At 60.9% G+C, this 13,880-nt stretch carries 12 protein-coding genes; 6 read left to right on the forward strand and 6 right to left on the reverse strand.

What is annotated here, in order from left to right; genetic code table 11:
* Positions 1-73: 73 nt before the first annotated feature.
* Positions 74-358, forward strand: coding sequence for a hypothetical protein (locus tag K663_RS23995; protein ID WP_145902364.1), 285 nt, complete (start codon positions 74-76; stop codon positions 356-358).
* 114 nt (positions 359-472) lie between these two features.
* On the opposite strand, the gene K663_RS17805 is transcribed toward K663_RS23995, so the two are convergent.
* The 5 genes from K663_RS17805 to K663_RS17825 all read right to left on the reverse strand — a co-directional run bounded on the left by K663_RS17805 (position 473) and on the right by K663_RS17825 (position 7,323).
* Entirely contained in the window at positions 473-1,222 is a 750-nt protein-coding gene (locus tag K663_RS17805; protein ID WP_062121404.1) for an SDR family NAD(P)-dependent oxidoreductase, read from the reverse strand.
* Between the two features lie 196 nt (positions 1,223-1,418).
* Positions 1,419-2,015: a cupin domain-containing protein gene (locus K663_RS17810; protein ID WP_235589600.1), complete on the reverse strand. Its 597-nt coding sequence runs from the start codon at positions 2,013-2,015 to the stop codon at positions 1,419-1,421.
* Positions 2,016-2,509: 494 nt separating this feature from the next.
* Complete coding sequence (locus tag K663_RS17815; protein WP_083536008.1) at positions 2,510-4,711, reverse strand: molybdopterin-containing oxidoreductase family protein; 2,202 nt, start codon at positions 4,709-4,711, stop codon at positions 2,510-2,512.
* A gap of 474 nt (positions 4,712-5,185) precedes the next feature.
* A complete protein-coding gene (locus tag K663_RS17820) occupies positions 5,186-6,784 on the reverse strand; it encodes a GMC family oxidoreductase (RefSeq protein WP_235589578.1) in 1,599 nt (532 codons plus the stop codon).
* Positions 6,781-7,323, reverse strand: a complete 543-nt coding sequence (locus K663_RS17825) for a VOC family protein (protein WP_062121408.1) — start codon at positions 7,321-7,323, stop codon at positions 6,781-6,783. The genes K663_RS17820 and K663_RS17825 overlap by 4 nt, the downstream gene beginning before the upstream one ends.
* A gap of 198 nt (positions 7,324-7,521) precedes the next feature.
* Here K663_RS17825 and K663_RS17830 point away from each other — a divergent pair, with 198 nt between their 5' ends.
* The 5 genes from K663_RS17830 to K663_RS17850 all read left to right on the forward strand — a co-directional run bounded on the left by K663_RS17830 (position 7,522) and on the right by K663_RS17850 (position 12,481).
* Complete coding sequence (locus tag K663_RS17830) at positions 7,522-7,935, forward strand: nuclear transport factor 2 family protein (protein WP_062121409.1); 414 nt, start codon at positions 7,522-7,524, stop codon at positions 7,933-7,935.
* Positions 7,936-8,072: 137 nt separating this feature from the next.
* Positions 8,073-8,645, forward strand: coding sequence for a VOC family protein (locus tag K663_RS17835; RefSeq protein WP_062121410.1), 573 nt, complete (start codon positions 8,073-8,075; stop codon positions 8,643-8,645).
* Positions 8,642-9,541, forward strand: a complete 900-nt coding sequence (locus K663_RS17840) for an LLM class F420-dependent oxidoreductase (protein ID WP_062121411.1) — start codon at positions 8,642-8,644, stop codon at positions 9,539-9,541. Before K663_RS17835 ends, K663_RS17840 begins: the two co-directional genes overlap by 4 nt.
* 76 nt (positions 9,542-9,617) lie before the next feature.
* On the forward strand, positions 9,618-10,127 hold the full coding sequence (locus K663_RS17845) for a hypothetical protein (RefSeq protein WP_062121412.1): 510 nt from the start codon (positions 9,618-9,620) through the stop codon (positions 10,125-10,127).
* 143 nt (positions 10,128-10,270) lie between these two features.
* A complete protein-coding gene (locus tag K663_RS17850; RefSeq protein WP_083536009.1) occupies positions 10,271-12,481 on the forward strand; it encodes a molybdopterin-containing oxidoreductase family protein in 2,211 nt (736 codons plus the stop codon).
* Positions 12,482-12,561: 80 nt separating this feature from the next.
* On the opposite strand, the gene K663_RS17855 is transcribed toward K663_RS17850, so the two are convergent.
* Positions 12,562-13,536 carry an SDR family NAD(P)-dependent oxidoreductase gene (locus K663_RS17855; RefSeq protein WP_062121651.1) on the reverse strand — a complete coding sequence of 325 codons (975 nt, stop codon included), beginning with the start codon at positions 13,534-13,536 and terminating at the stop codon, positions 12,562-12,564.
* Positions 13,537-13,880: the final 344 nt, after the last annotated feature.

Below are 13,880 nucleotides of genomic sequence, written 5' to 3' on the forward strand. Positions count from 1 at the left end.
CAATAGGCCCGGGGCGCGTCAACGGCCCACACATCGTTGATGTTGACGCCGTTCCTGCCGCTTGTCGCGATCTGTGAGAATAATCGTTCGGCTGAAAACCGGTGGCGAAGATTGCGATATCCACCGGTACATTTTCGCCCTTCAGCGTGATGATCCCACTTTCATCGAAACATTCGATACCATCGCTCAGCAGCCGGACATCGTCGCGCCGGATCGCCTCCAGCCAGCTGTTGTCGATGACCGGTCTATTGCCATATGGTGGATAGTCCGCCTCGGCGCTGACTTCGCTTGCGGCAACGGGCGGACGGTCCAGCGAGCCCAGCTTGGATGCCGTAACGATGATGTCGTTGCCATCTGATGCAGGGCCCGCGCCGTGTCGCCTGCGGTCTGGGCGAATGCGGGGGGTGCCGAGAGCGCCACGATCGCGCAACTATATAGAAATGCTCTCGTTTTTTCCCTCCTTGGGATGATTTTAATGGTAGACGCGTCCGCCATCGACCGACATGGCGATGCCGGTCACGAAGGAGGATTCCCCGCTCGTCAGAAACAAGATGGCGTCAGCGATTTCGCTCGCCTCCCCTACGCGCTTAAGCGCATAGGGAGATTCTGGACGCTTCGCCGCTTCGCTCATGCTGGGAGGCAACAATGGCGTGTCCACGACCCCTGGACACACCACATTGACGCGGATGGTCGGGGCAAGTTCGAGCGCCATGGCTTTCGAGAACATAACGAGTCCGCCCTTCGATGCACAATAACTGCCCATGCCGGGCGTCGATGGCATCAGCCCCTGACCTGATGAGATATTGACGACGGTAGCCTCCTTGGCCTTACGCAGATGCGGCAGCGCTTCGCGCATAACCAGAAAGGGCGCGGTCAGATTGACATCGACCACGCGCCGCCACGTCGCGCTGTCGATATCCTCGAGACGCTGCATGTCGCCGCCTATGCCGGCCACGTTGACGACGCCATCCAGCGCTCCCAGCACCGCCACGGACCGTGCAACCGCTTGGGCGATCTGTGCCTCGTCGAGGAGGTCCACGACTTCAAAATGGGCACCGAAGCGACACGCGATGCGCTCCAGTCCTTCACGGTCCCGGTCTAGCAGGGCAAGTTTAGCGCCTTCCGCCGCGAACCTCGTCGCAGTCGCCAGGCCGATGCCGGACGCGGCGCCAGTAATCAGTATGTGGCGGCCGGCGAGACGCGAAGATGACCGCTCAGTCATGCGCTGGCCCCCGGCTCAGTTCCAAGTCAGCTATGCAACATGTTCCGTACAAGCACGATTGATCATTCATTTCCATACCTCGCTGTTGTCCGCATGTTGATTTGGGGGATGCCTGGGATGAACAATCGCCCGGTTCCCGTTCCGGACCAGTCGAGCGGTATAACGCAACCGCTCTTTGCACGTCCTCGTCAGCTGTTCATTCGGATGCGTAGCGAGCATCCACCATGAAAAAGGCCATACGGCAATTGCGGCCTGAGCGGTTCGACCAGGCATGATTTGCACCACGCTGAACCACTACGTCGCCCTGCTTCAGAAGGACTTCGCCCTCATCGACAACGAGAACGATCTCGCCGTCCAACACAATGCCGTAATCCAGGCTCTCTGTCCTGTGCATCATGCCGCCTGAATCTTCATGTTCGGCTCCATGTGATGAGGCGTCCACCGCACCCATTTGCGCGAACAGCGCTTCCGCGGCCTCCGCCGACACCGGCCCTTCGGGATCGGGCGGGATGTCAGAGATGCGGAACAAATGACCGCCTTTTGGCGGAGGCAGCAGCAAAGGACCGGTTGCTGGTTCCTCATCAGCGCAGCGCAAGATGGAAGGTGTTAAAGTGGTCTTCCAGATTTCGACGAGAGCCACCTCTGGATCACCAAGGCGAAAAACAGTAGGGACAGGACCGTCGGAGGAAATAACGCCTTTGCCGTTACTGGACTGAGCCGTGACGACGCGGCGAACCACTCCTTTCTCTACCATGATGTCCTCTCCTTGCTTTCCGCTGACTCGCTCGGGCACCGGTCAGCCACCACGGACGCGGACAATAACTCTGCTGTTTCGCCTGTAAATCGGCTGAGCCGAGCGCATCGTAGATTTGGCGGAAAAGGATATCAGAACGATAACGGTGACAAGCTAATGTGTCACCCACATATCGTTATATTTCATTGTTTTACTGGAATTTTGTCGCATGTTGTGCGTCATATGAAAAACCGTAGCCGTTCCCTCTTGGCGTGTTATGTTATCATTTATGCGCAACGTGCGCTTGGCCGAGTGAAAGAGTGTGCCGCGTCAATCACGGCGCATCTTGGGAGCTGTGCTTTTAAGGCCAACGTGCGAAATTGGCGGTCGTACCTCCTCCACCTCTATACTCATTTTCAAAGAGCGTGATGGGTTCGTCGCGTCGTCCCATTATGGAAAGATTGCTCCCGGCGAGTAGCCCAGCATCGATGGGGCGGCCATGTTCGCCGGAATTCCTTTGGCCGGGAACCGTGGTCCCGGCACACCAAAGCGCATCACACCGCTTGATTGTCTGTCGCTGGACTTATAGCAACCGGGATCGCGCTCATTAGCGGAATCCCCGAATAGCGATCATAATCGCGATCAGTGAAACAAAGTCGGGACGTACTCGTGCCGTGGATTGCCGGCTGGTCCGGTTCGTCAGGAGCGCCACCCCAGGCATGGCTCATGGACACGCAACCGGGTCGCAATCCTTCATCGGCAGCGGCGATACCCAGAACAGTCGCACGCTCGGACCGGATCAGCACCTCTTCTCCCTCCAAAACTCCGATCGCAGCCATGTCGTCCGGGTGCATGAACGCGGGATTGTACGAATAATGCCGACGTTGGCGAGGGCTTTCGCGCCAGTTGGAGTTGTGGAAATCATTCATGCGACGTGCAATCAGCCTAAAGGGATAGCTATCCCCGCGCGGTTTTCGCGCTGCGATCGCTTCGAGATCCTGCATGATCGGTGCCGCCCCCAGGTCAAGGCGCGCCGTCCATCCCTCAGGTCGCGGCTCCACCACCGTTTCTCGTGGGAACAGCCGCCCTTCAGGGGATCGCGCCACGACGTCATAGTCAACCGGCGCACCCTTCAATACCGCGTGCCAAACCGTCGCGACATCGGGCTTTATCGTCATGTCGAGCCGGGTTTCCTCCGCCTCTGCACGTGCGGGATCAAGAATGGAGAGCGAGCGAATGGCCAGCGGCGCCCCTGCCGATTGAGCTATCCGGTAGAGGCTCTCCCATTCCTCCTCAACGTCTGCGCCCGGGGGGGGCGAAAGCACTGGAGGACAGACGACGCCGTAGGGCTCGTCATATCCCCAGCCACCCAGGCCTGCCGTACCGCAATGCTCGTAAAAGGCCGAATTGGTCTCGATTTCAAGCTGCAGCTTGGGCGGTATCACATAATCGGCGTTCCGGGCTGTCTGCGTCATCCGGGGATCAAGGCAGACGAGCAGGTCCAGGGCGCGCATCGCCTCCTGCGTCTTGATCTGATCGGGCCAGGCGGCAACCGGATTTCCCCCCAGCACGATCAGCGCGCGTATCCGTCCTTCGCCGGGCATCAATATTTCGTCGGCCAGGGCGGCTGTGGGCAGGTTCATGTTCGTGCCCGCCAGCCCGCGCACCCGCATGCGCTCCCCCATATCCCAGCAAGGGCTGGGACCCGATGCAGCAGCAAGCGCGGGAAGCGGCTCTATCAGCACGCCGGGATTGGGCCGCTTTTCGCCGGCGCGCAGTAGCCAGCCGCGAAGCGTTTGAATTACACGAAGGAGATATTCGGTTACGGCGCTTTCGCCCGACATGTTCGCGCCGGTGCCAGCCGATACTCCGCCGACGCGCGCGTTGCCCAGAATTGCCGCTGCCTCGATAATCTGCTGCGCGGGAATGCCGGCGCGTTCGGCCACCATGGCCGGGGTGAAAGGCGCTACCGATGCCTTCAGCGCATCCAGGCCTGTCGTTTCATCGCGAATGAAAGCATTATCCAGCCGGCCCGTCGCGATGAGTTCGCGAACGATCCCCGCCAATATTGCGCCATCCTCGCCCGGGCGACATTGGAGGTGAAGATCGGCGCGCCGCGCCGTTTCGGTGCGGCGCGGGTCAATGACCACAAGCTTCATCCCGCGCGCCTGGGCACGTTTGAGCGCGCGCGCGGGATTCGGCCCCAGGCCGCCGTTCATCGACACGATCGGGTTTGTGCCAACAAGGAGCAACGCTTCCCAGCTTTCGAGCGGCGGATTGCCTGCCAGCCATAGTCCATGCATGCCGATCGCAATCCCTTTGCCGGGTTGATCGATCGTCTGGGGGGAAAAGACCATCGGACTGCCGAGCGCCCGCATCAGAGCCAGGGCGAATGCCTGGGCGGGGAAATTGCAATAGCCGTATGTGCCGATAAAGAGCGCCACGGAACGCGGACCATGTTCGTCAATGATCGTTCGCAGTCTGCTCCCGATTTCGCGGCAAGCCTGGTCTACCGCAATGGGCTCGTGGCGGCCGTCGGGCAACTGCCGCATCGAATGCAGGAGACGAGAGGGAAAGCGGTGGACGGCTGCCATCTCCCGCCCCTTGATGCAGGAATATCCGTGATAGGCAGGGTCATCCTTGTCACCGTGGAGAGCCATGACTCGTCCATCTTCCAGCGTCGCCACAAGGGTGCAATGCGCCTGACAAGCCTGACAGACAGTGCGGGATTGGCTCTTTGGTATCATAATTGTCATCCTCGCCCGGATATTGCCTTGAAACTGCCTGGGCGTGACTGCTCAGATTAGACTGTCGGCGAAAAACGTCAAAAGACATATCCAAACAGTTACAAAAGCAGCAGCATTCAGCGTGAAGTTGCTCTGCGCGGTCTTAAAGCCGACCTCATAACCGTGATCTTTTCCGGTTTGACTTCGGGCGCGCCGCCGGGGATCACGCCCGACTTGAAGCCCTGGCTGAACGTTGCATAGACATTCGTGCGATCATCGAGGGCATATCACACCGACACGCGCGGCGTCCACTTCTTGGCAACAGACCGCCCTAGTCCTGGAAATATATGTCTGTGGAAATCATTCAGATTGCGATGATGTGTGGTGCGGATCTTGCTGCGCGAACTGTGCTGGATGCCACGCCTCGATAGCCTGAGGCTGCCCGCCGAGCCTCTGGGTGGGCAACCAGTTGGCGCGGTGGCAGCGCCGCATGCCAGCCGCGGTTCAACTATCGGCTGCGATAAGCTCCGCAGCCCGCCAAGCAAGCGCCATGGCCGGACCATTGGTGTTCCCGGAAACCTGCGTTGGCATTGCCGAAAGATCCACGACCCGCAACCCCTCCACGCCCCGGACACGTGCCCTTTCATCAAGGACCGCCTCCCCTGCCCGACCCATACGGCATGTGCCGACCGCATGTTGGCAGGTCAGGTCGCGTCTGGACGCATCGAGTATGTCCTCGTCGCTCTTCACATCCGGCCCCGGAAAGCTTTCGAACGCGACGAAGGGGGCGAGCGCCGGTTGCGCGAACAACCGCCGCATATAGTGGAAGATGCCGACCATGACGTCGCAGTCGTGATTGGTCGAAAGGAAATTGGTGCTGACGGACAAGGGCGCGTCCGGGCCCGGCCCGGTCAGCCGGACCGAGCCGGCGCTGCTGGTGCGCAGCGGATAGCCCATGGCGAGCAGACCAGGCTGCGCCTCCGGTCGGACGCCAGCCTGATAGTCACGATCAATGGTCATCGCCCAGAACAGGATCTGCGCATCCGGCTGCGCAAGCTCAGGCCGCGTCTTGATGAAGGCGTTGATATCATATGTCGCCGCCATCGGCCCGTCATGCCGAAGGAGGTAACGCAGCATAGAGAGGCCGGCCCGCCAGCCCCGCAGCTTCCCGTTGAGGCTGAAATCGCGCGAGAGGCGGATCTGCTGGGATATGGTCTTGTGCTCCAGCAGGTTGCGGCCAACCCACGGGCTGTCGACCAGTGGCGTGATGCCGCACGCCTTCAGATCTTCCGCCGGACCGATGCCCGACAGCATAAGCAGCTTGGGCGACTGCAGTGTTCCGCTGCTGACGATCACTTCTCCGCGCGCGCGATATTCGACCGGCGCACCCTTGGCGCGGCCAACCACGCCCACCACCCGCAGACCGTCGAACATCAGGCGGTCGATCAGCGTGTCGGTGACGACTGTCAGGTTGGGACGGTGCCGGACCGGTTTCAGGAACGCATCCGCAGCGCTCACGCGGCGGCCGTTGCGGATGGTCACCGGACAATAGCCGATGCCTTCCTGATCGGGCCGGTTGACATCTTCCCGGCGCCTGGTCCCCATGGCGTTCGCGGCGTCGATCAGCGCCTCGGTCAGCGGCGTCCGGTCTTTGCGGACCGATACATGGAGTGGCCCGCCAACGCCCCGCACCCCGTCATCGCCCAGTTCATGATCCTCCAGGGCCCGGAAGACGGGCGCCATGTCTGCCCAGCCCCAGCCCGTGCATCCAAGGTCACGCCAACCGTCATAATCCTCCGGCTGGCCGCGACAATAGACCATGCCATTGACGGAACTCGACCCACCCAGCACCCGGCCGCGCATGAACATGCGAGGTTCGCCGGCGTTGCCCGGTTCCGCTTCGGTGGGATAATACCAGCAAAGCGAAGGGTCATAGAGCGTCTTGCCGATGCCGATAGGGATCGGAATCATCGGATGACGGTCCTCGCCCCCGGCCTCGATCAGCAGCACGCGGCATCCCGGCTGCGCGGAGAGCTTGTTGGCCAATACGCAACCTGCAGAACCCGCCCCAACGATGATATAGTCGAAAGCATCCGCCATCATTGCACGCCCAGGGGACGCAACGGATCGCTGCCGTCCCAGCTTGCCGCAGCCAGCCTCATCCCTTCAAACAGCTCACGCGGTCCCGGCATGTCGGATTCGGAAATCTCGCAGGTGACGGCGCCGGGAAGGCTCTCTGTATCGAAATAGGCGAAGCGCGTGCCGCCGATCGATCCTTCATGCACGACCGAAAGGCCGCTCGCGATCGCTTCGGCATGGATGCGGTCGTAGCCCGGCCGATCGGTGAAGCCGGAGATATGTTGCAGCCCCTCTCGCCCGCTGTCCAGAAATTCCCGATATATGCTGGGCGCGTCATTCTGCTGATGAATGATCTCAATCTGCAGGTCGCCCGTGTAGCCGAAGGCGATCGACACGATCGGCGGCTCCGCCTGCTGTCCCCGGTAGCGGAAATCCTGCACCGGCATGTCACGGAAAAACCAGAAGGGGCCGACGTCCTGAACCTGCGTCCAGTGGCGCAGCGTCGCGTCAAAATCCCGGACAACCAGGCCCAGTTGCCGTGTCGGACCAAAGATCCGGCTCATTCACATCCTCCACCCGATTGCGCGTATGGGCTGACGCTAACCGCATGGTCATGGCTGTCAATCCGGGGAGAGCATCGGCGGGGTGGCCGCATCCCAGGCATTTTGGGAGAATCCCGAGATACATCAAAACTCGGCCATGGCGTGCTGATCTGCCGCAACCTAGCCTGCCAGCCAAATCGTGACTTGGAGAGGTGGAAGATGGCGACGGACGGACGCGCGATTGTGCAGCAGTTCCTGGACAAGCTGGGACACGAGAATGACGTCGACGGGCTGTTGGAACTGATCACGCCGGACGTGGCCGTATATACACCTTTCTCGCCCGAGGGGCTGCCCACGCGTTTCAACGGCCGGGATGAGGTTGACGCGCGTTTTGGCGATGCCCGGCGCCCTATGCCTTACTTCACCTTCCTGGATGTCGAAATACTCGCCACCGAGGACCCTGATCGCTGGGTGGCGACGTGCAGGTCGGAAGGCAGGCAGGCGGATGGGCGAAATTACGCCAACATCTATTGCTGGATCTTCCGGCTCCGGGACGGAAAGATCGCTGCGTGGACCGAATATTATGATCCGCAGAAGGTCATGCCTTTCCTGGACAGCATCACGACCGACTGATCGCGATGAACCGTGACGAGCATTCCGGTTTCAGCACCCCCCGTGGGGGGCGAGCTGCATCCGAAAGGACCAGGAGAGAAGATCGTGACGCACATATGCTCCGTGGATGAGGCTGTGACAAAGCCAGGTGCGGCAGGATGAGCGTCATCCCGCCGCAGGCGAAAGCTGCTCCCGCCCTGCCGCTGATCCAGTCGGCATGGGTGGTCGCCAATCTGGAGCAGGCGATCGAGGGCTGGCTGGCAATGGGCGTGGGGCCTTTCTTCACCTTCCTTGTCGACCTGCCTGACGCGCTCTACCGCGGAAAGACGACACCGCTACGCTTCAGGGTGGCGCTGGCGCAGGCGGGCGAGGTCCAGATCGAACTGATCCAGCAGCTCAGCGCCGGCCCATCCGCCTATCGCGACGTCATCCCCGAGGGGACATCCGGCTTCCATCATGTTTGTCGCGCTTTGGGCGCTTATGACGAAATGCTGGAGCAGCTTCGTGCCTTGGGCGTGGAAGTCGCAACTGAAGCCATGGTCGGCGATGCCCGCTTCTGCTATATCGACACGCGCGCATATACGGGCTGCATGCTCGAACTGGTCGACGAAAGTGCCGTCGGCACTGCGCTCAATGCTCTGGTGCGGGACGGGGCGACGAACTGGGATGGCAGCGATCCCGTTCGGGAAGTGGACTTCGCATCCCTGTTGGCAACGGCGGAGGCGGGATGAGCATGCGGATCGGCATCCAGACATTCTTCGACGGCCAGCAGCGTGAACCGCTCAACGATTATGTTGCAGGCGTGTCCCGTATCCTTGAAGAGCGCGGCTTCGGCGCCGTCTGGATGTCCGAACATGTCGTCACGTTCCGCGACTATGATCCCGCCTATCCTTACCCTTATGCCGACGACGGCAGGCCGCCAGCCTTTCTGTCGGAATTCGGGATGCTCGATCCCATGTCCGCGCTCACCGCAATAGCCTGTCACAGCAGCACGCTACGGCTATGCACGGGCATCGCCATCCTGCCGCAGCGGAATCCGGTTTATTTCGCGAAGATGGGCACGGCCATCGACCTTTTGTCTGGCGGCCGCTTCGTCGCCGGCATCGGCCTTGGCTGGAGCGCCCAGGAATTCGCGGCGACCAACACGCCGTTCGCCCATCGCGGTGCACGGGCCGACGAATATGTGGAAGTCCTGAAATCGCTTTGGCGCAATGAAGAAAAAGCGTTTGAAGGCGAACATTACACTATGCCGGCCTGTATCCAGCTGCCCCTGCCCGCCCAGCACCCCCATCCACCGCTTTATTTTGGCGGAGAAAGCCGCCCTGCCTTGCGCCGTGTGGCTCGGCATGGCCAGGGATGGGTCGGCTTCCGAACCCTGCCGGATGCGCTGGCGTCTCGGCTTGCGATCCTTCGCGAACTGCTGGATGAAGAGGGTCGCACGCTGAACGACATCGATATCGTCATCTCCCCCGGCGAACATGCCTGCGACGCCGACATGCTGGCGCGCTACGCGGAATTGGGCGCATCGGAAGTGGTTGTCATCTGCTTCGATCGCGATCTGGACGGTTTCACGCGTCAGGCCGACCATTTGGCGCGCACGCTGGTCGAACCGGCAGCGCGGTTATGATCGTCGCCCGCAACCATCGAGCTGCTCAACTGAGCATCGGCCGCTGCGGGACCTGCAGTGAACGGGGAAGAAGACAATGTCCGACGAAAAGGCAAGCGAACGCGCGATAGAAGCCGCATACCGGGACTACATCGTCCGTTACCCTGCGGCACTTTGGAAATGGCTGCAAGACGGCCAGCCGATCGACTATGATGCGCTTGGCTTCTGGACATTTCCCATGCTGTTCATCGCCGGGACGGAAGGTGCTGGCGGGGAAGCAACCTATGCCGGTATCCAGACGCTGGCCGAATATGACGCGGGTGTCCGCGGAATATATCGCCGCTTTTACGATATGGGATGGCGGGGTAGAATCGAACTCGATCGAGGGGACGCGAGTTTGATCGGGTCGGTCATGGGCATGATCGAGACGCGGGGCACTCGTTACCTTGATGACGGTTCGATTTTGAATCATTGGGATGCTGTCTACATGTACCGGCTGGTCGACGGCGCCTGGAAGCAGTTTGCAGTGGCTGATGTCGAAAAAGGCCGACCCTCCGCAGATCAATGGCGAGCCTGGCTTGGTTCCTTGGCCCCCGCAGCCGGATGACCGTGCTCGCCGGCGATGCACATGCCGGCCCAGTTAATATGGCGCTTTTGGCTACCGTCAAATGCCGGGCGACGTTAGATGGTTGAGGCAGAACTGCGCAGCCAGATCGTCAGGCGTCCAGCAGCGAGACAAGGGAGAAGGATATGACTTCGCGCGAAGTGCCGAGTTTTTGTCGTCTCTGCTCAGGAGGATGTGGCGTCAAAGTGACGATCGAGAATGATCGAGTCACCAGGGTGCGCGCCGATCCGGACCATCCCCTTTCGCACGGTTACGCCTGCTTCAAGGGCTTACAGGCCCCGGAGTCCCACTATGGCCCCGCCAGAGTGCTGCGGCCATTGGCACGGCAGGCAGATGGCCGCTTCAGCGAGATTGGCTCGGAAATCGCGCTTGACGAAATCGGTGCCCGATTGAAGGCCATTGAAGAGAAATATGGGGCCGAAGCAATCGGCATGTATTGCGGCAATGGTTCGATGAGTGGCTACATCACCTTTGCCATGCAGCGCGCCTTCATGTCCGCGATCGGCTCTCGCCAGCGCTTCACCACCTTCACCATCGATCAATCTGCCAAATTCGTTTCGTTTGAGCGCCTAGGCGGATGGGCTGGCGGAACGGAACAGCTGGAAACGTCCGACGTGGTCATGATGTTCGGCGGCAATCCGCTGATCTCCCACGCGGCACTCGGCGTCTTGTGTGTCGATCCCGTGAAACGCCTGAAGCAGGCGAAGGCGCGGGGCATGAAGCTGATCGTGGTCGATCCTCGCCGCACGGAAACCGCAGTACATGCGGAAGTCTTCCTTCAGCCATTCCCCGGCCAGGATGTGCCGATCGCTGCTGCTATGTTGCGGATGATCCTGGCGGAAGGCTGGCACGATGCCGATTTCTGCGCACGGTTCGTCGGCGCCGACCGGCTCGATGATCTGCGCCAGGCTGTGGAGCCGTACACGCCTGAGTTTGCAGAAAAGAGAGCGGGTCTGAACCCAGGCGACATCGCGCGGGCGACCAGATTGTTCGCGCTGGAAAGCGGACGCGGCGTGGCGATAGGGTCGACCGGTCCGAACTTCTCACCCTTTTCCAACCTCGCCCAACATCTGATCGATTGCCTGAACGTCGTGTGCGGGCGCTTTCCTCGTGCAGGCGACAAGGTGGTGGCCGTGGACGTGCTCGACCCACCCGCCGCCTATATCGAGGAGGTTGTACCCGCACCGCGCAGCTGGGAGGCATTTCCCCCAAGCAGGATCCGCGGCGTAGGCATGATATACGGCGAAAGGCTCACAGGAACCCTCGCCGATGAAATACTCACGCCCGGAGAGGGTCAGATACGCGCGCTGATTGTAAGTGGCGGCAACCCAGCCAACTCCGTTCCAGACCAGGAACGCATCATAGAAGCGCTGAAGTCTCTTGAACTGCTGGTGGTGATCGACCCTTATCCCACCGTTACCAGTGAGCTGGCCGACTATATCCTGCCCACCACACTTATGTTTGAGCATGCGGACATGCCGCTCAGCGTTCCGGGCATGTCCTTTTGGCCGGTTGCCTTTTCCCAATATACGCCCGCCCTCGTTCCTCCTCCGCCCGGGTCCGATGTGGTCGATGACTGGTACGCGCTTTGGGCGATTGCGCAGCGAATGGGCAAGCAGGTCCGTTTCGACGACGCCGTCGATCTTGACATGACGGTACGGCCGGATGCCGAAGATCTGATAGCCATTCGCGCGCGCCGGTCGGCAGTGCCGCTGGACGAAATCAAGGCACATCCTGGCGGCAAGATCTTCGATCTCGCCGATATCCATGTTCAGCCCGCACGCGCCGAAGCGACGGGACGATTCGATGTCATGCCCGCCGACGTAGCGGATGAACTTCGCGCCGCGACCGCCTATTGCCCCAATGGAGATTTCACCCACCTGATCGCCACGCGCCGGATGCGCGATCTTTACAACAGCAATGGGTATCATTTGCGGACCACACGCGCGCGCAATCCCTACAATCCCGTCGCGCTTCATCCAGACGACATGACGTCACTCGGCCTCGCCGAAGGAGACGAGGTCGAAATCCAATCCGAAGTAGCCACCGTGCGCGCGGTCGCGAAATCCGATCCGACGTTGAAGCCCGGTGTTATCACGATCAGCCATGGCTGGGGCGGCGTACCGGGCCGCCAAGGTGATCCTCGTGCCGGTGGCACCAGCATAAACCCGCTGATCAGCGATCATGAGCATGTCGAGATTGTCAATGCGATGCCGCGGATGAGCGCGATACCGGTCAATCTGAAAAGGGTGCAGAACGAAAACTCGAAAACCGAAGAACGATGGTTCGAGCCAGCTGCGCCGACTGTTGGTAGAATGGCTGACACAGGACCCTGACCGCGCGCGGCCAAGGCGCCCGGCCGATCGCGCCCAGCAGCGCATGGCTTGGATCGCCTAGCGGATGACGCAATTGGACGTCAGAAGCGCTCGCCCACCAGCTCCTCGCTCTTCGCCCACAGCGCCTTTGCACGTTCGGGATCGAGCGCATAGGATTGGACGCCGCCGGGATCCTGCTGCGGATGGACGGCACCGGCCACGTGACAATCCTCGCAATAGCGGCCAGCGACCTCCTCGGCCGGGGCGACGATACCCGCCCATACGGATGTTGCGGCGCCTTGTTCGACAGTCTTGAGCGACAGCGGCCGGGTTCCTTCGGGGAACGTCGCCAGCAGGGCGGCAATCAGCCGATCGCGCAGAACGTCGTCGGTGTAGCGGCCGAGTTCGGTTTGGATGCCACCGGGATGCAGCGAGGTTGCCCGCACGCCGCGGTCCCGGTGCCTGCGGTCAAATTCGACAGCGAAGAGCGCATTCGCTGTCTTCGACTGGCCATAGGCGATGATAGGGTCATAAGCTGTGCTCTCGAAATTCGGATCGTCGAGGTCGATGTCAGCCACGCGATGCGCGATGGAGGACAGGCTGACCACTCGCCCTCCCCGACGCAGCAATGGTGCGAGCCGGTTGACCAGCAGGAAATGGCCCAGATGATTGGTGCCGAACTGCGTTTCGAAGCCGTCTGTCGTCCGGCCCTCAGGGCACATCATCACCCCGGCATTGGCAATGATCAGATCGAAAGGCTTTCCCGCGGCAAGCTGCGCGTCGGCGCAGGCGCGAACGCTGGCCATTGAAGCAAGGTCGAGTTCGACCAATTCACACGACCCGGCTTTAGCCGCGGACTGCCGGACGATCTCGGTCGCGTGCCTGGCCTTTGCCAAATCGCGTGCGGCGCCCACGACCTCGGCGCCTCGCGCTACCAAAACCCGTGCAGTTTCGACCCCAAGACCGGAGGACACGCCAGTCACAAAAATTCTCATGCCGGACAGATCGCGTCCGTCTAAGACATCGTCCGTAGTTGAATGGGCCCCGTAAGTGGTAGCGCTCGCTGCGTCAGTCATCGTCTGCCTTCCATCGCTTTTGGTCGGCATGGGAAGGGAGAGGGCGGGCAAAGTCAAGCCAAACGCATCGAGAAGCGGAAAAGCCGCACTTTCTCTCCCTCCAAATGAAGGCAGGCATCGCAGAAATTTGCAGCGACGCAACAACCAAGTTGCGTTCCCGCGTAGCATGTTACTGGAAACGACAGTTTCCAAGACATGCTACTCGCGTGGAAGATTCCATTCAGTATTGACGAAGAATAAGCGCGCGGTCCGGTGGATGGATCTTGAGGCCGCGGAACCGAAAGGCGAGCCGCTCAATCGGCCGCACGCCGAAAAAGATACAGGTCAGCAAGTAGCAAGGGGAT

This window comes from Sphingobium sp. MI1205, assembly GCF_001563285.1.
Taxonomy (GTDB): Bacteria; Pseudomonadota; Alphaproteobacteria; order Sphingomonadales; family Sphingomonadaceae; genus Sphingobium.